At 59.6% G+C, this 21,174-nt stretch carries 15 protein-coding genes and 1 riboswitch; of the genes, 11 read left to right on the top strand and 4 right to left on the bottom strand.

All coding sequences use genetic code 11. From position 1 onward, the window contains the following. The first annotated feature begins 210 nt into the window (after positions 1-210). From BM036_RS03875 to BM036_RS03855, 5 genes are all read left to right on the top strand, one after another. Entirely contained in the window at positions 211-2,013 is a 1,803-nt protein-coding gene (locus BM036_RS03875; RefSeq protein WP_091848913.1) for an acyl-CoA dehydrogenase, read from the top strand. Positions 2,014-2,066: 53 nt separating this feature from the next. Then, positions 2,067-3,176: a Zn-dependent alcohol dehydrogenase gene (locus BM036_RS03870; protein ID WP_091848912.1), complete on the top strand. Its 1,110-nt coding sequence runs from the start codon at positions 2,067-2,069 to the stop codon at positions 3,174-3,176. Between the two features lie 50 nt (positions 3,177-3,226). After that, positions 3,227-4,642, top strand: a complete 1,416-nt coding sequence (locus BM036_RS03865; protein WP_091848911.1) for an aldehyde dehydrogenase family protein — start codon at positions 3,227-3,229, stop codon at positions 4,640-4,642. Between the two features lie 139 nt (positions 4,643-4,781). After that, positions 4,782-5,168, top strand: a complete 387-nt coding sequence (locus BM036_RS03860) for a hotdog fold thioesterase (RefSeq protein WP_091848986.1) — start codon at positions 4,782-4,784, stop codon at positions 5,166-5,168. Between the two features lie 319 nt (positions 5,169-5,487). Continuing rightward, positions 5,488-6,243, top strand: coding sequence for an SDR family NAD(P)-dependent oxidoreductase (locus BM036_RS03855; RefSeq protein ID WP_091848910.1), 756 nt, complete (start codon positions 5,488-5,490; stop codon positions 6,241-6,243). Positions 6,244-6,687: 444 nt separating this feature from the next. On the opposite strand, the gene BM036_RS03850 is transcribed toward BM036_RS03855, so the two are convergent. After that, positions 6,688-7,311 (bottom strand): QsdR family transcriptional regulator, encoded by a 624-nt coding sequence (locus BM036_RS03850; RefSeq protein WP_245742457.1) that lies wholly within the window; start codon positions 7,309-7,311, stop codon positions 6,688-6,690. Between the two features lie 226 nt (positions 7,312-7,537). Between BM036_RS03850 and BM036_RS03845 the strand changes: the two genes are divergently transcribed. Further along, positions 7,538-9,133, top strand: coding sequence for a diguanylate cyclase (locus BM036_RS03845; protein WP_091848909.1), 1,596 nt, complete (start codon positions 7,538-7,540; stop codon positions 9,131-9,133). A gap of 48 nt (positions 9,134-9,181) precedes the next feature. Here BM036_RS03845 and BM036_RS03840 read toward each other — a convergent pair whose 3' ends face one another. After that, positions 9,182-10,867: a methyl-accepting chemotaxis protein gene (locus tag BM036_RS03840; RefSeq protein ID WP_091848908.1), complete on the bottom strand. Its 1,686-nt coding sequence runs from the start codon at positions 10,865-10,867 to the stop codon at positions 9,182-9,184. 394 nt (positions 10,868-11,261) lie between these two features. Here BM036_RS03840 and BM036_RS03835 point away from each other — a divergent pair, with 394 nt between their 5' ends. The 5 genes from BM036_RS03835 to msrA all read left to right on the top strand — a co-directional run bounded on the left by BM036_RS03835 (position 11,262) and on the right by msrA (position 18,068). Then, positions 11,262-12,644 carry a DUF1329 domain-containing protein gene (locus tag BM036_RS03835; RefSeq protein ID WP_091848984.1) on the top strand — a complete coding sequence of 461 codons (1,383 nt, stop codon included), beginning with the start codon at positions 11,262-11,264 and terminating at the stop codon, positions 12,642-12,644. A gap of 216 nt (positions 12,645-12,860) precedes the next feature. Continuing rightward, positions 12,861-14,606, top strand: coding sequence for a carboxylesterase/lipase family protein (locus BM036_RS03830; RefSeq protein ID WP_091848907.1), 1,746 nt, complete (start codon positions 12,861-12,863; stop codon positions 14,604-14,606). Positions 14,607-14,749: 143 nt separating this feature from the next. Beyond that, a complete protein-coding gene (locus BM036_RS03825) occupies positions 14,750-15,724 on the top strand; it encodes an NAD(P)H-dependent flavin oxidoreductase (protein ID WP_091848906.1) in 975 nt (324 codons plus the stop codon). A 12-nt stretch (positions 15,725-15,736) separates the two neighbouring features. After that, complete coding sequence (locus BM036_RS03820; protein WP_091848905.1) at positions 15,737-16,633, top strand: SMP-30/gluconolactonase/LRE family protein; 897 nt, start codon at positions 15,737-15,739, stop codon at positions 16,631-16,633. Between the two features lie 268 nt (positions 16,634-16,901). After that, positions 16,902-18,068, top strand: a complete 1,167-nt coding sequence (gene msrA / locus BM036_RS03815; RefSeq protein WP_091848904.1) for a peptide-methionine (S)-S-oxide reductase MsrA — start codon at positions 16,902-16,904, stop codon at positions 18,066-18,068. A gap of 1 nt (position 18,069) precedes the next feature. Here the strand turns inward: msrA and BM036_RS03810 are convergent, their stop codons facing one another. Both BM036_RS03810 and BM036_RS03805 read right to left on the bottom strand, forming a co-directional pair. Further along, positions 18,070-18,804, bottom strand: coding sequence for a 3'-5' exonuclease (locus BM036_RS03810; RefSeq protein ID WP_091848903.1), 735 nt, complete (start codon positions 18,802-18,804; stop codon positions 18,070-18,072). 34 nt (positions 18,805-18,838) lie between these two features. Beyond that, positions 18,839-20,710, bottom strand: a complete 1,872-nt coding sequence (locus tag BM036_RS03805) for a putative nucleotidyltransferase substrate binding domain-containing protein (RefSeq protein WP_091848902.1) — start codon at positions 20,708-20,710, stop codon at positions 18,839-18,841. A 129-nt stretch (positions 20,711-20,839) separates the two neighbouring features. Then, positions 20,840-21,056: riboswitch (cobalamin riboswitch) on the top strand. The last annotated feature ends 118 nt before the right edge of the window (positions 21,057-21,174 follow it).

The raw sequence follows: 21,174 nt of genomic DNA, 5'->3' as shown, positions 1-21,174 counted from the left end.
GCGGGCGAGAGTTCGCCCCCTTTTTGGTTTTAGCCACGGAATCCACGGCCCTTCGACAAGCACCCTTCGACGGGCACCCTTCGACAGGCTCAGGGTGAACGGGAAACGGCCGGTAACGCATTTTCTTTCAGTGCTCTTCCGTTCGCCCTGAGCTTGTCGAAGGGCAGTAGGCTCTGTGTTATATCAGGTATTTCAGAAAGGCATACCAGCGTGCAACAAAACATCATCAACATCCGCGATCTCGAATTCCAGCTCTTTGAACTCCACCGGGTCGACGACTTCCTCAAATACGACCGCTACGCTGACCACAACCGCGAAACCCTGCAGGCGGCGTTGGATCTCGCCCTGAAGGTGGCGGAGGAGGAGTTTGCCCCCCACACGCGACTGGTGGACGAGGAAGAGCCCATTTTCGAGAACGGGCGGGTGGTGATGCGTCCGGAAGTGAAGAAAGCCCTGGACGTACTGCGGGAAACCGGCCTGCTGGCGGCGAGCCAGGATTATGAGCGGGGTGGCATGCAACTGCCCAGCGCTGTGGGCCAGATGTGTGTGGGCTTGCTCAAGGGCGCCAATGTGGGCACCCAGGCCTACGCGGGCCTGACCATCGCGGCCGCCAACCTGATCCTGACGCAGGGCAGTGAGGAGCAGAAGACCCGCTACGCCGAACCCATGCTCAGCGGACGCTTTTTTGGCACCATGTGCCTGACCGAGCCCCATTCCGGCTCCTCCCTGGGGGATTTGCGCACCCGGGCCGAGCCGGCCGGTGATGGCAGCTATCGCCTCAAGGGCAACAAGATCTTTATTTCCGCCGGTGACCATGAGCTGAGCGATAACATTGTTCATATGGTACTGGCACGTCTGCCAGATGCGCCCCCGGGCGTAAAAGGTATCTCCCTGTTTATCGTGCCGAAGTTCCTGGTGAACGACGACGGCTCCCTGGGCGAGCGCAACGACGTGGCCCTGGCCGGCCTGATTCACAAGATGGGTTACCGGGGCACCACCTCCACCATGCTCAACTTTGGTGAGAAAGAGGGTGCGGTTGGCTACCTGGTGGGCGAGCCCCATAACGGCCTGGCCGCCATGTTCCACATGATGAACGAGGCCCGCATTGGCGTTGGCCTGGGCTCAGTCATGCTGGGCTACACCGGTTACCTCCACGCCCTGGAATACGCAAGGGAACGTCGCCAGGGCCGCCCGGTGGGCAACAAGGACCCGCAGTCACCCCAGGTGCCACTGATTGAGCACGCGGACATCCGCCGCATGCTGCTGACCATGAAGGCCTACGTGGAAGGCGGCCTGTCCCTGGCCCTGCAGGGCGCCCGCCTGGTGGACGAAAAGAAGGTGGCGCAGACTGGCGAAGAACAGGAAATGGCCGCAGGGTTGCTCGACCTGCTGACGCCGCTGATCAAGTCCTGGCCGTCCCAGTTCTGCCTGGAAGCCAACAGTCTCGCCATCCAGGTGCACGGTGGCTACGGCTATACCCGTGAGTATCCGGTGGAGCAGTTCTATCGTGACAACCGCCTGAACCCCATTCACGAGGGTACCCACGGCATCCAGGGTATGGACTTGCTGGGGCGCAAGGTTTCCATGGCCGGCGGCCGATATTATCAGGAGTTGCTGCGTCGTATCGCCGCAACGGTGGATGAAGCAAGTAGTGATCCGAAGCTGGCGGACAACGCCCGTCGCCTGGCAGCCACCGTGGAATCCCTGAAAGAGGCCACCGACTGTATCCAGGCGGTAAAGCAGGAAGGTCAGGTAGAGCGTGCGCTGGCCAATGCCTCGTTGTATCTTGAGGCCTTCGGGCACACCGTAGTGGGCTGGCTGTGGCTCCGCCAGGCGCTGGCGGCGACAAAGGGCCTCGACGAGGGCGGCCCCCAGCCCGCTGCTTTCTACGAGGGCAAGCTGAAAGCCTGTGACTTCTTCAGCCGCTATGAACTGCCCCGGGTACAGGGGCTGACGCAATTACTCAGGGAGGTCGACGCCACCGCCCTGGAGATGGAAGCCGAGGGCTTCTGATAAACCGCTCGAGACCGAAACTACACAACAATCGATACCAGGAGAGATACACCATGAGCCGTCAGGCAAAAGCAGTGGTCTGCCGTGAATGGGGCAAACCTGTTCAGGTGGAAACCATCACCGTAGATGGCCCCAAGCGGGGCGAAGTCACCATCAAGGTTGCAGCCTGTGGCGTCTGCCACAGTGACCATTCCGCCACCACCGGCAAGATCCAGTACCCGCCACCCCTGGTGGTCGGTCATGAAGGTGCGGGCGTTGTCGTTGAAGTTGGCGAGGGCGTAACCGGTCTCAAGGAAGGTGACTACGTGGTGACCACCTTCATCACCATGTGCGGCAAGTGCCGCAACTGTGTGCGCGGCCGCCCGGTGCTTTGTGAGAATGCGAAGAAGTCCATGGTGACCCTGCCGGACGGTACGGTTCGCACCCATGGCAAGGACGGCGAAGACCTGTATGTGTTCGGCGCCTGCGGCGTGATGGCGGAATACGCCACCCTGCACGAGGACAACTGCGTCAAGATCGACGAAGGTGTGCCCCTGCCCAGTGCTGCGCTGGTGGGCTGCGCCGTCATTACCGGCGTGGGTTCGGTGTTCAATACCGCCCAACTGGAGCCAGGCTCCCGTGCTGCGGTATTCGGTATTGGTGGTGTCGGTCTGAATGCCATTCAGGGCTGTGTGACTGCCGGTGCTGAAATGGTCATCGCCGTGGACACCAACGAGGCCAAGCTGGAGATGGCGAAGGAATTCGGCGCGACGCACACCATCAACATCAACGAAGTGGAAGACGTCAGCAAGGCCATCAAGAAAATGACCGCCGGTGGCGTAGACTATGCCTTCGAGTGCGTCGGCAACGGCAAGGTGGTCGAGCAGGCCTACAAGGCTCTGGGCCGGGCCGGTACCGTGGTAGTGGTCGGTGTTGCCGATATGAAGGACAAGACGTCCATCAGCACCTTTGCCCTGCCGGCGGATGAGCGCACACTCAAGGGCAGCTGGCTGGGTTCCGCACGGCCCCAGTACGACTTCCCGAAGATCCTGAACCTGTACAAGGCCAATCGCCTGAAGCTGGATGAGCTGATCACCCAGACCTACAGCATTGACGAGGCGCCGCAGGCCTTCGAAGACATGATTGCCGGCAAGAACGCCCGTGGCGTGATCGTTTTCGAATAATGTCTGAGGCCAGGGAATCCAACAAATCGACTCCCGAAAGGAGCATTACCATGAACAATCTGAGCAAGAACTACATCAACGGACAATGGGTTGACTGGTCCGGCGACACCATCGACGTACACGAAGGTACCAACGGCGACGTTATTGCCAAGGTGCCTTCTTCCGATCGTGCCGCCATGGAGCAGGCCATCGACGCCGCCGACGCCGCCTTCGACAGCTGGAGTGAAACCCCGCTGGAGAAGCGCATTGACGTCATCAAACAGCTGCATGCCGGCCTGAAAGAACGTGCCCCGGAAATTGCCCAGGTCGTAGCCCGGGAAGTGGGCATGCCCATCAAGCTGGCTGGCATCATCCAGGCTGGTATGCCCATCAAGGTCACCGAGACCTACCTGGACATGCTGCCGGACTACCCGTTAACCGAGCAGTCCGGTAACTCCGAGGTTCAGTACGCGCCGGTGGGCGTGGTGGGCTGCATCACCCCGTGGAACTATCCGCTGCACCAGGTCATCCTGAAAGTGGTCCCGGCCCTGGCCGCTGGCTGCACCATCGTACTCAAGCCCAGTGAAGTGTCCCCGCAAAGTGCCTTTATCCTGGCGGAAATCCTGGACGGTACCGACCTGCCCAAGGGCGTGTTCAACATGGTCTGTGGCCTGGGCCAGGAAGTGGGCGATACCCTGATCAAGCACCCGAAAGTGCGCATGGTGTCCTTCACCGGCTCGACCCGCACGGGTCACCTGATCGCCCACGCGGCGGCGGACGACTTCAAGCGCATCGCCCTGGAAATGGGTGGCAAGTCCGCATCCATCGTCCTGCCGGATGCCGACCTGGAGGCTTCCGTGAAGGGCTCCTTCATGAACTGCCTGCAGAACAGCGGCCAGACCTGTACCGCGCTGACCCGCCTGCTGGTGCACAAGGATCAGCACGACCAGGCCTGTGAAATCGCTGGTGCCATTGCCAACGGCGTCAAGCTGGGTGATCCCCTGGACGAGAATACCCGCCTCGGCCCGCTGGCCTCCGCGGATCAGCGTGACAAGGTGCGTGGGTACATCAAGCTGGGTATCGAAGAAGGCGCCACCCTGGTGGCCGGCGGTGCCGAGGCCCCTGAAGGGCTGGAGAACGGCTACTTCGTCAAGCCAACCGTGTTCGGCAATGTGGATCCGAACAGCCGCATCGCCCAGGAAGAAATCTTCGGGCCGGTACTGTGTGTGATCCCCTACGAGACCGAGGAAGAAGCCATCCGCATCGCCAATGGCACAGCCTATGGTCTGTCCGGTGCGGTCTTCTCCGGCGACCAGGAAAAGGCGAAGAAAGTCGCCGGCAAGATGCGCACCGGCCAGGTGTTTGTTAACGGCGGTGCTTTCAACCCGCTGGCGCCCTTCGGCGGCTTCGGTCACTCCGGCATCGGCCGCGAGTTTGGCAAGTGGGGCCTGGAAGAGTTCCTCGAGGTTCGCGCATTGCAGTTGTAATGGCTGATACCGATAAGGTAAATATAGAAGGCTAACGAAAGCGGGCATATCCCACAGGGAATGCCCGCTTTTGGTTTACAGGACTGAAGAGGAACCATTCGTGAGCAGTATCTGGACAATTACCCCAACCATCGAAGGCATGCAGGAGCGGGTAAAGAACACCGCTGTGGACAACATGGGTATCGAGTTCACCGGGGTGGGTGACGACTACATCAGCGCCCGGATGCCGGTGGACACCCGCACTGTGCAGCCCTATGGCATCCTGCATGGTGGCGCTTCGGTGGTACTGGCCGAAACCCTGGGCAGCGTCGCCACCAACCACTGCCTGAAGAAAGAGGGCACCGCCGGTGTCGGCCTGGAAATCAACGCCAACCACATCCGCTCGGTAAAGTCGGGCTGGGTTCACGGCACCGCGCGGCCACTGCACACCGGCGGATCCACCCAGGTGTGGGAAATCCGTATCGAGACCGAGGATGGTAAGCTGGTGTGTGTATCCCGCATCACCATGGCGGTTATTAATCTTTAAGGGTTAGCCACGGCCCTTCGACAGGCTCAGGGCGAGCGGGGGGCACGGAAAGAAAAGATGAAAAGATTTTCAGCCACGAAATCCACGAAACCCACGAAAGAAGACGGAAAGAGAAGATAACTTAGTCACTAAGCCATAGAAAAAAAGGAAAAATGGTTACTGGAGAGACTGTCTTTGGCTTTAAGTTTCGTGGTTTTCGTGGTTTTCGTGGCCAATAGTGTCTTTATCTTTTGTTTTGTCCGTGTTTTTGCGTTCGCCCTGAGCCTGTCGAAGGGCCGTGGATTCCGTGGCAAATAAATACAATAAAGGAGCTATCCCCATGCAACTTGGACTGAAAGGCAAAAACGCCGTCGTAACCGGCGGCAGCAAAGGTATCGGCCGCTCTATCGCCCTGGCGCTGGCTGCCGAGGGCGTCAACGTGGCCATCTGCGCCCGCAGTGAGGGACCGCTGGATGAAACCCTGAAGGAAATCCAGGCGCTGGGCGTAAAAGGCTATCGCGAAGCCTGCGATGTGGGTGACAAGGCCAGTCTTGACGGGTTCCTGGATAATGCCCGCCAAGCGTTGGGCAGCGTGGATATCCTGGTCAGCAACGTCTCCGCGCTTGGCGCCGGTAACGACCTGAAAGCCTGGGACGCGAACGTGACCCTGGACCTGATGTCCACCGTACGCGCCGTGGACAAGGTGCTGCCCTGGATGAAAGAAGCCGGCAGCGGCAACATCATCATCCTCTCCTCCATCTCCGGCATCGAAGTGGGTACCACCCAGCCCTACGCTGCCACCAAGGCCGCGCTGATCAGCTATGCCAAGTCCCTGGCGGTAGACCACGGCCCGGACGGCATCCGCGTCAACAGCATTGCCCCCGGTTCCATCAAGTTTCCCGGCGGCGTCTGGGACAAGGCCGAGAAAGCCAATTCACCCCGCTACCAAAGCACCCTGGATCGTATCCCCTGGGGCCGTTTCGGCAAACCGGAAGAAGTGGCCAATGTCGCTGTCTTCCTGGCCTCTGACGCGGCCAGCTGGGTGACCGGCGCGTGTATCCCCGTGGATGGTGCTCAACACCGGTCAAATATGTGATGGCTCAATAGCCAGTTATCCAGACACCCGGCGTTGACTCATAACTCTTCAATGCACTCCGGGTCGACAGCCCTTCGACAGGCTCAGGGCGAACGGTAAAGTTCTTCTTTTCGTTTTCTTCCGTTTGCTCTGAGCCCGGGAGATTTGGCACGGTATTGAAGAAATCGAGCATCACTGAAAGGTTGGGGCACCCGTGGGCCGAGATGGCTTTCCGGGACCTTCAAAAACAGGGACGTTTTTGAAGAGCCTACATGGATGTATCCACGGCGTGTCCCGGAAAGCCATCTCGGCCTGCGGGTGCATGCTCCCAAAGCCAGTAGGCCCGGCATTGAGAGGGTATCTCGGATATTCCGGAACGTCACATTAAGTCGGGCTGGCCAAGGCTGCAGAGTCTGGAAAGAGATTATCGAAGAGAGCGCTTCAGCGGCGTTGTCCAGGGCAAGTCTAGGGCTTACCCCCAAGCAAAATCTTAACCGCCAGGCACGCCTCCTCCACCTCCTCGATGTTGGGCTCCCGCCCGATAATCACATCGGAATACAGGCAGGACTCCGCCAACCGCACCATAAAGTACGACAGACTCTCCACCCGCATAGGCGGCTTCTTCAGGTATCCCTTGTCAATCTGGTCCTGGATCATCAACGTGTTCGCCTCCACCACCCGGCTGTGCATGGTAGAGGCGGAAGAGGTCAGCACCCGCAACGCATGCTCCGGGTCCTGCTTGATAAAGTCCCGCAGAGGCTTGGCACTCACTAGTTCGATGGTAATCCGCCGGTACACCTCAACAACGAAATCCACCCCGGTGCCGGGGGTAGATGCCACCACCGAAGCCCTGATCGGGGCATACAGGGACCAGAGAATATCCCCCAGTAACAGATCCTTGTTGCCTACCCAGCGAAAGAGGGTGGCTCGCCCGATCCCGAGATCCTCTGCCAGGTCAGCCAGGTGCAGGCGATCGCCCTTCAGCCAGATGCGGCGGGCGCGACTGAAAGCGTCAGCAGGCGTTGCCCCGGAGGAGCGTTTACGGGTTTTCTGCAGTTCACGCTGCAATGGAGAATGGGTAACTGCCACAGGGGTCTCACTTCTGGAACTAAAAAGGTACTAAAAGCATCCTTGTCGCTACCTTTTTTGACATTGTTTTTGTTTCATAGACTACGTGAGTCTGTTGGAATAGAGCCAGCGCTCTATAAATGGACGATACCTTCCCCGGTAACGTCTCGGGAATGGGTACGACTTTCCAACATATTGGCGATAAAAACAATAACCAATTTAGCAAACTGAAATCCGGAGCCCGTTGATGCTGTTTATTGCGGCGCTGTTCGTCTCCTGCCTGGTCACGCTTTTGCTTGCTCGCTACGCCTGGGTACGGCGGGATGCGCCGACGGCCAGGGCTGTTGCGGTGATGATGGCAGGCGTCAGTTGGTGGACCCTGTGCTATGCCCTGGAACTGCTCCATTCTTCCGCCCCCGGGCTAGCTCCGGAGCCGGGCGCCTTGCCACTGTTCTGGTTTCGTCTGATGTTTATCGGCGTTGTGCTCTTGCCGGCATCTTTCCTGGTGTTCGTATTGCTGTACACCGGCGTAAAAGAGCGTATCAGTGCCAAGCTGATAACCTTGCTCGCAGTGGAACCTGTTCTGGTCGTCCTGGTTGCCCTGACGGACGGCACCTTCCATGACTGGTTCCTGGCAGGCTTTACCTCAGACAGCGGTCAGCCCTTCAGGGGTGGGCCGGCTTTCTGGTTGCATGCCCTCTATTCCTACGTGGTCACCCTTGCAGCCTATGTGCTGCTGATCCGCTTTATCATCCAGTCCCGGTCATACCGTAAACAGGCCGCGTTGTTGCTGTTCGGGGGGATGGTTTCTTCCCTCGCCAATATCCTGACCATATTGCGCGCCCTTCCCGAGCCTCTGCAGGGGCTGGATATCAGCCCCTTCGGGTTCCTGGTGACGGCGGTGTTGATGCTGCTGAACATCCGCAAGCAGGGCTTCCTGGATGTCATGCCCATTGCTCGCTCGCTGGTGTTTGAACATATGGCCGATGGTGTGCTGGTTGCTGATGCCCGCGGCCGCCTGGTGGACCGAAACCCCGCTGCCCGGCAGTTCTTTGAGTCAGATGGCCGCCGGCTGCTCAGGGGCGAGATGGTCGGTGAGCTGGTTCCCGGTTTACTGCAGGGGCATCAGTTCACCCCCGAACTTGAGGCCAACGGCCGCATCCTCAGCGTCCAGCGCAACCTTTTTCGCACTGGAACCGGAAAGCTGCGGGGTATTGTCTATGTCTTCCGGGACGTAACCGAACTCAAGCGGACCGAAGCCGATCTGCGGGAAAAACTTGAACGCATCGAGGAGTTGCGTAGCGCTCTCAAAGAAGAGTCCATCCGCGATCCGCTGACAGGGCTCTACAACCGACGCTGGCTGGATGAGGTGCTGGAGCGCGAAATTCCCCGGGCCTTACGGGAGCAGCGACCACTCACTTTCTGCATCATGGACCTGGACCACTTCAAGCGGGTGAACGATGACTGGGGGCACGATGTGGGCGATCGCATCCTCGTGGCCCTGGCGAAGTTGCTGCAGGACGGAAGCCGCAAGCAGGATGTAGCGGCCCGTTTCGGTGGTGAGGAATTTGTGCTCGTATTGCCGGGGATCGATCCGCAAAGTGCCCTGGAGGTGGTAGGGCGCCTCAGGAGTGCGTTCTCGGACATGGACTTCAGTCCGGGAGGGCCAGTGCGGCTGACATTCTCCGCAGGACTCGCCTGCGTCCCGGACCACGCGTCAGACCGGGAAACCCTGTTCAGGATGGCCGACCGGGCACTCTACCAGGCCAAGGAGCAAGGTCGGGACCGGGTCGTTATTGCAACTGCGGACGACGGCAACCTGGAGAGCGGGGAGTCTGCCTGAGTGCTTGCCGCGCAGACTCCCCACAGTACCGGTTAAAAAGCCGGGAACCTATACCCTGAACTGAGAGACCAGCTCCCTTAACCGCTCGCCCAGGCGTGCCAGCTCCTGGCTGGCTTCGTTGGTCTGGGTAACACCGGTGTCGCTGTTCTGGGCTGCTTCCACTATGCGTACCACGTTCTGGTTGATCTCTTCGGCCACCTGGCTTTGCTGCTCGGCGGCCGTGGCGATCTGGGTTACCTGGTCGTGGATATGTTCCACGGATTGCTCGATGGTATTGAGGGCCGAGCTGGCATGGTTGATCCGCTCTACGGTCTCCTCGGACAGTCCCTGGGATGAACGCATCCGCTCTACCGCGCTGCGGGATTCGTTAATGAAGCCCTCAATCATCTCGCGGATCTGGCCTGCGGACTCACCGCTGCGCTTGGCCAGCTGGCGCACCTCGTCGGCCACCACCGCAAAGCCACGGCCATGCTCACCGGCGCGGGCAGCTTCGATAGCGGCGTTCAGGGCCAGCAGGTTGGTCTGGTCGGTGACCTCGTGGATCACGTCCAGTACCTTCTGGATTTCATCGCTGCGGGAGGCCAGTGCTTCGATGGCTTCGGCGCTTTGCAGGATGTTCCGTGACAGCTCGTTGACCGACTGCTGGGAGCCAGCCATGGTCTGGCCACCGTCCTTCGCCAGCCGGTCTGCGTCTGCCCCGGCACTCTGGACCTCGTTAGCGTTCCTGGAGATCTGGTGGATGGTGGCTGCCATTTCGTTGATGGCCGAGGCTATCTGGTCGGTCTCGGAGCCCTGTGTCTGCACCGAGGCGCGGGTTTCTTCCGCCACCCGGCTCAGCTCTTCCGCCGCTGAGGCCACCTGGTCGGTGGTGTCTCCCACCTCGCGAATGGTGGTATGAATCTTGGCGACAAAGGCATTGAACTGGCTCCCCAGGTCGGCCAGCTCATCGTTGCCCTCGGCCGGAAGTCGGCGGGTGAGGTCACCTTCGCCCCTGGCAATATCTTCCATGGTGCGAGTGACACGATTGAGTGGAACGGTGACGCTGCGGCCCATGAATACCCCGAAAGTTACCGCCAGAATGACAATAACCAGGGTGATGGCAAAAATGCTCAGCAAAGCCCTGTCGATCTGTGCTTCGATTTCGGCGTGGGCGGCAGCAATGGTCTGGTCGACACTGGTTACATAGATGCCCGAGCCGATGACCCAGTTCCATTTCTCAAGGTGAACCGAGTAGGAAAGCTTCGGCTCAACATTGCCGCTTGCGGGATTCTTCCATTCGTAGGCATGAAAACCATCTCCGGACTTGCCGGCATCAAAGAGGTTGCGCAGCAGGGCCTTGGTTTCCGGTGTACTGTCTTTTACGTACCCCTCCGCCGACGGCTTGGGCCTGAAGGCCAGGTTGAAGGAGTCGTGGGTGTAGGCAAAGATGTAGTTGTTGTTGCCGTAGCCTATGGAACGGATGGTGTTCCGGACGCGCGTCTTGGCTTCCTCTTCACTCAGGGACGGGTTGGAGTAATCTGCTTCAATAGCGTTCCTGGCGGCCTGCACGATGTGTTTGAGGCCTTCCTTGTGGGCTTCGATCAGGTTTTCCCTGAGTCGTTCCACCTCCTGTTCGCCACTCTGTTTAAGCTGGCTCGCGGTAATCCAGGCGATCACGCCGGCGGTAACCAGCACCGGTACCAGCACCGCAATCAGCAGACGTGAACGGATGCGCAGTCGCTCCATCAGTTTCATGGTAAAACTCCAGACAATCGGAAAAGACATCGGGTCAAGACAGGTTGGTTGCGAATTATCCGGATGTGCGGAAGGAATGCCGTTCCGAAATGTAACCGGGCTTTCGTCATGCCCTTATTAACGGCTGCTGTGGTCACAGCTTGAGGGCACCGTCGGGGAGCGCCTGGTACCTGAAGCAGAAATGTAAAAAACCGTTAAATCAGTGTGACCTTTCACCAAAGATTGAGTGGCCATTCACGACCTGCCGGTCCCGGGGTGGCAAGCTCCCGGTAAATAGTAAAGAATGAGACGAAATTCCATAATGCCCAGAAGATCCACGCGGCAGGCATTCCGACTTCCGGAGTCTTGCCAGGCAGTCAAAACAATAAGATGGTCGGCCCCGATGTACGAGACTATGCAAAAAAAACTGATCCCCGCCCTGTGTATTTCACTGCTGGTCCTCACCAGTGCGTCATTCACCCAGGCTGCCGTATCCCAGGCCGAGGCGAACCGGCTGGGCAATAGCCTGACGCCGTTCGGTGCAGTTCGTTCCGGTAACTCGGCAGGTACCATTCCTCGCTGGACGGGTGGCGACACCACCAGGCCGGATGGTTACGAGGGCACGGGGGACCACCACGTTAACCCTTATCCTGACGATAAGCCCCGGTACGAAGTGACCGCCGGAAATATGGCTGAATATCGTGACGTGCTGGCGGATGGTGTCGTGGCAATGATGAAAGCCTATCCGGAAACTTTCCGGCTCAGGGTCTTCCCCACCCGGCGTACCCATACAGCGCCGGACCACATCGCAGAAAACACCCGCAAGAACGCCGTGAGAGCAAGCCTGATCGATGGCGGTAACGGCGTGCAGAATGCCTTTGGCGGACATCCATTCCCGATACTTCACGGTACCAGCGAAGAGAAGGCCATGCAGGCCATGTGGAATCACCTTACCCGTTGGCGGGGGCGCTGGGCCGAGCGTGAGTACACCGAAGTCGTCGTGGTGAACGGTCAGTACCGTGGCGTCACCATGCGCCAGGAGGTCTTCTTCAACTGGAACATGGAAGGCGGCTCTCCGGAAGACCTGGACAACATCGTCAACTACTACCTGTCCACGGTTATTGCACCCGAGCAGTATGCCGGCGGCGGTATCCTGGTGCATGAGACGCTCGACCAGGTAAAAGAACCCCGTAAGGCCTGGGGATTCAGCGCTGGTGAAGTCCGCCGTGCCCCCAGCCTTGGTTACGATGCCCCCATCGCCTCCGCGGGCAATCTGCGCACGGTGGATGACACGGATACCTTCAATGGCGCCCTCGACCGGTATAACTGGGAATACAAGGGGCTGCAGGAAATGCTGATCCCCTACAACAATTTCGAGATCACCAGCGACAAGTACACCTACGATGATGTGCTGGACAAGCAACACCTTAACTCTGACCTGATGCGTTGGGAGTTGCACCGTGTTCACGTGGTGGAAGCAAATCTGCGGGAGGATGCCCGCCACCTATACCACAAGCGGGTGTTCTACATTGACGAGGACAGCTGGAACATAGCGTTGGTTGACCAGTACGACGATCAGGGCAACCTGTATCGGGTTACCATGGCGATGCTTAAGAACTTCTATGATATGCCGGGCGTGTGGGCAGACCTTGAGGTTTACCATGACCTGTCGAAAGGCATCTACCATGCCACTGGCCTGATCAATGAGTCGGAAGGTACCCGTACCTTCAAGAACGAATTCCCCGGCAAACGCTACTTCTCACCCTTTACCCTGCGACGTCGTCTTTCCGACTACTGAGACGATTCGTGAAAGTGTGTCACATGGAAGTGACACGACACACCTTTCTTTGCCATAGTTCTTCCCCGGGGCGCCAGACAGGTATCCCCAGCTGCCCTTAATCTGTGTACAGGTTTTCGACGGGTTGGTCCTTGGACCTGCCTTGCCGAAAACGCCTCTGGCGTCCCGCTATGAAGCCCGCCGGATAACGACAACAACAGACAAGGCAGAACAACCATGAATGTCCTTCCGCATCACCACTTCTGGCGCATGTCGATGACAACCGTGCTGGCGGCCACCCTGCTGGCTGGCTGTGGCGGCTCGTCCTCGGACTCTGACGATGATGCCAGCGCTGAATTGCCGTCCAATCTGCGCCAGACCCAGCTGGGCCAGGTAGAGGGCACTGAGCTGGACGGCGTGCTTGCATTCAGGGGTATCCCTTACGCGAAACCACCGGTAGGAGAGCTGCGATTTGCACCACCCAGGCCAGCCGAGGGCTGGGAAGGGGTGCTTGATGCCAGTGAGTTCGGTAACAGTTGCCCCCAGGGCGGCAGCGTATTTAATGGTTTTACCGACAGCCTGGAAGAGGACTGTCTCTTCCTGAACGTGTACACACCCACCGAGGGAGAGGATCATCCGGTCATGGTCTGGATCCATGGTGGTGCCTTTATCACCGGCTCCGGAGGAGCATCCTATGAACCGTCCCGGCTGGTGGAGCAGGGTGTCGTCGTGGTAACCATGAACTACCGGCTGGGTGTGCTGGGTTTCCTGCCGGCGGCGGGGTTGCCGGAAGGTAACGGCCAGTTCGGCTTGCTGGATCAGCAGCTGGCATTAAAGTGGGTTCAGGATAATGTTGATGCCTTCGGTGGTGATGCCGGTAACGTCACCATCTTCGGTGAGTCAGCCGGTGGTCACAGCGTGTTGTCACAACTGGTTTCAGCAGGGGCTGGTACTGGTTCTGAAGGACTGTTTCACAAGGCCATTGTGCAAAGTGGGGCCTACCAGCCTACCCAGATCCCTCAGGAGTATGGCGAGGCCTTCATCGGTGCGCCGGTCGTTGCAGTGCTGGGCTGCACTGATGCCGCCGACGTCGCCGCGTGTCTGCGTGACGAATCAGTGACCACTGCCGGGATCCTCGAAGTGCAGGGGGACATGTGGTTCAACCCAACCTGGGGGCAGGGGATGCTGCCTTACTCCATTCAGTCAGCATTGAGCCAGGTCGGGGGCGCGTCCTTCCCGCAAGGCGTCCCCGTAATGACCGGAAACAACCTCAATGAGGGACGGTTGTTCCTGGCGCTGGACGAAATTTCAGCGGTACTGGCGGGCGCACCGGACCCGGTGGATACACCGGAAGAGTACGAGGCTGAAGTCGGCATTCTGCTCGCGTCTGATCCCAGGGAAATCGATGCTGGCCAGGTTGCGGCTGACTACCTGGTTGCCGATGGCAGTGGGCCTCTCAGCACACCGGTAGTCACTGATCCCGATGATCCCGACCGGTTCAGCCTGGCGCTGGCGTCCATCCAGACATCCTGGCGCTTTGCCTGCAATCAGTTGGACCAGGCCGAAAGCCTGGCGGACCAGGACGTTCCAACCTATGGCTACTGGTTCACCGATCAAGAGGCACCCAGCCTGTTTGGTCCTGAACTAACGCCGATGCTGAGCTTTGACCTGGGCGCCGCCCATGCGCTGGAAATCCAGTATGTGCTCAACAGTGAAGCGACAATGCAAGCCCGTGGCGCCAACGATCAGCAGCTTGCGCTGTCGGAGCGGATGATCGACCACTGGGTGCAGTTTGCTCGCTATGGCGACCCCAGCTCTGCGGATGGCACCGCAGCCTGGCCGGACTTCGGCACCGGAAAACAGCTCATGGAGCTGTCGCCAAATACGCCGGCATCGGAAGCCCTGATAGCTGTAGACGTGGCGGCGGATGTCCACAACTGTGCCTATTGGGCGGATCCTCCTCTGGCAACGGACGGGACCTGATAACAGGTCAGCCAGGGGTGTGGCAGGGTGGCGTCTCATGGGTTCCTGCACTGAATCGCCACCGCCTTTGTAAATCCCTTTTCCCTGATGAATAATGGAACGCCATTTCGATAAACAACACTGATATTCATCAGGGGAGTTCCATGAAGACAAGAATCACTGAACTGTTTGGTATCGAGCACCCGATCATCCAGGGTGGTATGCACTGGGTTGGTTATGCAGAGCTGGCAGCCGCCGTTTCCAACGCGGGCGGCCTGGGCATTATCACTGCGCTGACCCAGCCCACCCCGGAAGACCTGGCGAAGGAAATCGCCCGCTGCAAGGAGATGACCGACAAGCCCTTCGGCGTGAACCTAACCTTCCTGCCGTCGTTCCAGGAACCCCCCTATCCCGAGTACATCCAGGCGATTATCGACGGTGGTGTAAAGGTCGTTGAAACCGCCGGTCGCAGCCCGGAGAAGTACATGCCGGCCCTCAAGGAAGCCGGTATCAAGGTGATTCACAAGTGCACCTCGGTGCGCCATGCCCTCAAGGCCCAGAAGATCGGTTGCGACGCTGTCAGCGTCGATGGCTTTGAATGTGGCGGTCACCCGGGTGAGGATGACGTTCCCAACTTCATCCTGCTGCCCCGGGCGGCCGAGGAGCTGGATATCCCGTTTGTGGCATCCGGTGGTATGGCTGACGGACGTAGCCTGGTGGCGGCCATGGCCCTGGGCGCGGACGGCATGAATATGGGTACCCGCTTCCTGGCTACCAAGGATGCCCCGGTCCATGACACGGTAAAGCAGACCATCGTGGAAGCCGACGAGCTCCAGACCCGGCTGGTGATGCGCCCGCTGCGCAATACCGAACGGGTGATGAAGAACGCCGCGGTGGATGAGATCCTGCGGATCGAGAAAGAGAAGGGCGCAGACACCCAGATCGACGACATCCGTCACCTGGTCACCGGTGCCAAGGGCAAGATGGTGCTGCACGAGGGCAAGATGGACGAGGCCGCCTGGAGTTGCGGCATGGTGGCCGGACTGATCCACGATGTGCCATCCTGTGAAGAGCTGATCAACCGCATCATGGGCGAGGCGGAAAGCATCATTCGTGATCGCCTGATGGGCGCTCTCTGAGGAGACACAACCATGGCAGAACTGAACCTTCTTACTGATGGTGGCAGTTTCTTCGAAGGCCCCCGCTGGCGAGATGACCGCTGGTGGGTGTCCGACTTCTACCGCCACGGTGTTTACACGGTTACCACCGACGGCCTGGTGGAAAAGGTACTGGATGCGCCGGAGCAGTCATCCGGTCTGGGTTGGTTGCCGGACGGTTCCCTGGTCTACGTGTCGATGGTGGATCGCAAGGTCATGCGTCGTTCACCCGAGGGTGAGACCAGCGTGTATGCTGACCTGTCAGGCTACGCAACAGGGCATGTAAATGACCTGGTGGCAGCCAATGACGGCAATGTCTGGGTGGGCAATTTCGGCTTCGACCTGATGGAAGGGGCCGACCTGCAGCCGGCCAAGCTCATGCGTATTGACCCGGAAGGCAAGCTCAGTGTCGCGGCGGAAGACCTGTACTTCCCCAACGGCATGGTGATTACACCGGACCAGAAAACCCTGGTGGTGGGCGAAACCTTCGGCAACCGCATGACCGCTTTCACCATCGCGGACGACGGCGAACTCTATGACCGCCGGGACTGGGCCGAGTTCGGCCCGAGGCCAGCGCCCGGCCCCCGTGCCGATATGCTGAAACAGCTCAGCATCGGCCCCGACGGCTGCTGTCTGGACGCTGAAGGGCAGATCTGGATTGCCGATGCCTTCAACCAGCGCTGTATCCGCGTGGCTGAAGGCGGCGAGATCACCGACGAGATCAAGGCCCCGGAAGGCCAGGGCGTGTTCGCCTGCATGCTGGGTGATACCGATGGCCGCACCTTGCTGATGTGCTGTGCGCCGGACTCCTCCGCGAAACGTCGCAAACAGGCCAACGAGGCCACCCTGTACACCGCCCGGGTGGCGGTTCCTCACGCTGGAAACCCCTGACCTGTCATTCAGGTGCCAGGTTCCCGGGCTGCAACGGCCCGGGAGCCGGTTTTCGGCCTTCCCCTATGCACTATCCAGTGCGCTCGTTCGTATACCTTCCCAGACTTCTCCACGCCAGCCGGCGTGGCATTCACTCGAGGGGAACCCATTGGGCCGTTACCCCTCAAAGCCTGAAAGGCCGCTTGAATCCCCTGGTGCTGCCAGGGCACGGCGGTTTGTTGACCGATGTGGCAAAGGGGATAGTGTTTTGAAAAAACGAACAGGATGGATGGCGCTGTTAATCACAGGTGCGTTGGGCCTGTGGGCAGTGGCCGTCGCCCAGAATGAGCCCGAGCAGTCCGCCTACGCACCGGAAAACCCGGGTCTCGCCGTAGCGACCTTTGCCGGCGGCTGCTTCTGGTGTGTGGAAGCAGGGTTCGAAAAGATTCCAGGTGTGGTCGAAGCTGTCTCCGGGTACGCCGGGGGGGATGAGCCTTCACCCACCTATGAGCAGGTGTCCTCAGGCCGTACCGGTCATACCGAGGCAGTCCAGGTGTATTACGATCCGGAAGAGATCACCTACGAGGGCCTGGTGGAAGGTTTCTGGCGCTTTATGGATCCAACGGATGCCAACGGCCAGTTCGTGGACCGGGGGCAGCAGTACCGCCCGGCGATTTTCTATCATGACGACGCGCAAAGGGAAATCGCCGAAGCCTCAAGGCAGGCGCTGGCGGATTCCGGCCGCTACGACGGCCCGGTTGTGATCGAAATCGTGCCCCTGGACAAGTTCTGGGACGCCGAGGGATACCACCAGGACTACTACGAGAAGAACCCCATCCGCTACAAGGTCTACACCTTCAACAGCGGCCGTTTCCAGTTTATTGACAAGGTCTGGGGTGAAGACCAGGAGCTGGATTTCTCACAGTTCCGGCCGGATCGCCAGGGCCAGGCGGCTGGCACCACCAGTTCGGTGACTGACCGCATCGTGGCTGGCCCCGGCTTCGATCCGGAGAGTTTCCGGATGCCGGATGAGGCGACGCTGCGGGCTGAACTCACCGACCTCCAGTACGAGGTGGCCCGGGAAGACGGTACCGAAAGGGCGTTCAATAATGAGTACTGGGATAACAAGGAGCCAGGTCTCTATGTGGATATCGTCTCGGGTGAGCCCCTGTTTTCGTCACGGGATATGTACAAATCAGGCACCGGCTGGCCCAGCTTTACCCGTCCCATCAACCCGGAGGCGGTGGTGGAGCGGGAAGACAACAAGCTGTGGATGACCCGCACCGAGATTCGCAGCCGCTATGCCGACTCGCACCTGGGGCACGTATTCAACGATGGTCCGGAGCCCACGGGCCTGCGCTACTGCATGAATTCGGCGGCCATGGCGTTTATCCCCCTGGACCAGATGGAAGCAGCCGGCTACGGGGATTACATTGAAAAGGTCCGGGAGGACTGATTTACAGCCAGAGATCCCGAATCGGCGTATCCGGGCCAAAATGATGGCGAATCTGTGCCTGCAGCAGCTCCGCCGTGCCGATGGCATCAATCAGCGCATTATGGCCCGGGTAGTGGGGCAGGTTATAGCGCAGCCGGCTGTCCGCCAGGCGGATGGACACCGGCTTCTTGCCCCATAACCGCTGCCAGCGGGTGGGGTTACGGTCCGGGTGAAGGTGGGCTTCGATGGCCATGGTGTCGATCACCGGGAAGTCTATCCCTTCCTTCAGACGCCACCGCAATGCCACATCAAGGAACGGCCGCTCTATGGCCCGGTAGTGAACGACCGGAATACGGCCGGCCAGGGCCGGCAATAACTCATCCAGGATATCCCCCAAATCTGGTGCCTCCTGGATATCGGTATGGGTGATGCCATGGATGGTGACCGACGTCTGGTGCAGTGGCAACTGCGGACGCACTACCCAATGACGGGCCTCGGCCAGGCGAATTCGTCGGAACGTGAAGGGCACCAGGCCGATACTGACGATGGAGTGCTGGTTCGGGTCCAGCCCGGTGGTTTCGAAGTCCATGGCGACCATCGGGACCTCTTCCACGGTGGTGTCGGGCGTGATGGAGAAGGCCTCATAGAAGGTCCTCAGGCGCGGGTCACTGGTTTCCCTTGCCAGTGACGACATTCTATCTGGCCAGTCGCCGGTTGGCCGATGGCCGTAACCGGATGCTCTACGTCTGGTGCTCATGGCTCTCCTGTGTACAACGTTGTTATCACGGGGACTACCGGGGAATCTGGGCGTTGTAACGATAGCGCAGGAACTTCTGGGCCTGGCTGACGACCTGGAAGGCGTCTTTCAGGTGGCTGCGCTCGAAGGGGGACAGATCTTCCGGGCGCACGTTGTTGTCCGGTTCGCGCCCGTCTTCCATGGCCAGGGCCTGGTGGCGGATACGGACGATAGCGATAAACTCCATGGCATCCCTCAGGTTGCCCACGCCGTCTTCCGGCAGTAAGCGGGTCTTGCCAATGTCCCGCAGCCGGTCAAAGGAATTCTGGGCCCGGGATCCACAGGCCAATGCATGCACCCGAATCAGGTCGGATACCGGCGCCGTACCCCGACGCTTCAGGTTGAAGGTTTTCTGCTGTTTGCCATCTTCCTCCATCACAAACTGGCGGAAGAAGCCCAGGGGTGGCGTTCGATTGAGGGCATTGCGGGCCAGCATGGCCAGGAATCGCTGACTGTTCTGTGCTTTTTCTGCGATCAGCTCCTTGAGGGCTTCGGCGTAGCGCTCCTCACCGTACACCCCGTCCAGGTCAAAGAAGATATTACTGTTGAGCAGGGCTTCCGCCTTGGGATTATCGATCCAGTCGGTGAAATAGTCCTTCCAGACTTTCAGGGGCTGCCGCCACTTGGGGTTGGTCGCCATGATATCGCCGGTGCAGTAGGCATAGCCGCATTCGGCCAGGCCATCGCTGACGAACTTTGCCAGGGCGAGGAAGTAGGCGTCGTGCTCAGCCGGGTCGAAACTGTCATCCAGTACCATGGCGTTATCCTGGTCGGTGACAATAAGCTGCTCATCCCGGGCCATGGACCCCAGGGCGAGGAAACAGTAGGGCACCGGTGGCGGGCCAAGTTTCTCCTCTCCAAGCTCCAGAAGTCGCTGGGTAAAGCTGCGGCCGATACCGGCCATGGCACTGCCGATCATGTGGGAATTGGCGTCTTCGTTTACCATCCGGATAAAGCTGTTGCGGACTTCCTGGCTGATGGCCTTGAGGCCTTTCACATCGGGCTGGCGGTGAATGTTGCTGACCACGTACAGGCTGTTCTGGGATTCATACTTGACGATATCGGACAGGGCCACCACACCCCGGGGCTTGCCCTTTTCGATGACCGGCAGGTGATGCACATTGTTGTGCAGCATTTGCAACATGGCTTCGAACACCAGCGCATCGGGACGGATGGTGATCAGATCCGGTGACATGATATCGGCCACCGGGGTTTCCGACGGCAGGGCGTCGGCCACGGCCCGGGTGCGCAGATCACGATCGGTGATGATACCCACCAGGTTGCCCTCGTCGTCCCCGCTGCCCTCAACCAGCAGCAGGGACGATACCCGATTCTCGGTCATGATGCGGGCGGCCTCCTGCAGGCGCACGGTGGAGGGGGCGGTTACCGGTTGGCGAGAGATCAGCCGGGAGACCTTCGCCGTCATCGAGTCGTTGACCTGGTCCGATCGGGTGACGGCCTGGCGCAGGCGGCTCTTGTCCTCTACCTCCACGAAGTCGGCAAAGACATCATGGTTATCGAACAGGTCCTGAAACACCGGGTACGGGATCAGGTAGATGAGGGTGTCCTCCAGGGCTGTGGCAGGAAAGCGCACCTGGCGACCCATCAACAGACCGATCTGGCCGAAGATTTCGCCCTCGCCGAGCCGGTTGTACAGCTCCCCGGAGCGTCGGTAGAGTTCTGCCGCACCGCTGCGGATATAATGCAGGTCGGTATTCTTCTGGCCCAGCTCCAGGATTTTTTCCCCGCCCTGGAAATAGGCAATCTCGATACTGCCGGCCACCCGGTCCAGCGCCTCATCCGGCAGTTCATCGAAGGGTGCGTGCTGCTGTAAGTGGTTACGGATGTCGATCAGTTCCGCTTGCATGGGCCGCCCTGTTGCTATGGTGTCATTGAGGGTAACCACTGCAATATAGCAGGGCAGCAAGGCGGTTCGCGAACGGGTGGCCTGCAACACTTGATGAATTACATTGACCACCACAAGGGGTGTTGCTAGCCTTGCGCCCTGTTTTCAGGTGTCCTGCTGCCAGTATGGCGCGGGATGAAACGGGAAGTCGGTGCGCCTTCGGGCCAGTCCGACGCTGCCCCCGCAACGGTAATTGAGATAAGGGTAACCAATCCGCCACTGCGCATTGTCGTGGGAAGGCGGTTGCCCGTAACCGCACCGCGGTTCGCTCAAAAGCCCGGAGACCGGCCTGGGAACACACCCGGAGTTGCGGAGGGCGGCTCGGGTAGGCGACTCCCGGCATCTTTCCGCTCTCCGTCCTGCCTGCCCCGCTGACTACTCCGTAATGCATGTCTTGAACCCGTGCGGGTGCGCGCGGTTTGTGG

It is taken from the genome of Marinobacter segnicrescens (genome assembly GCF_900111555.1).
Classification (GTDB): domain Bacteria; phylum Pseudomonadota; class Gammaproteobacteria; order Pseudomonadales; family Oleiphilaceae; genus Marinobacter; species Marinobacter segnicrescens.
Note: the sequence above shows the minus strand (reverse complement) of the source record. Positions and strands in the feature narration are given on the sequence as shown.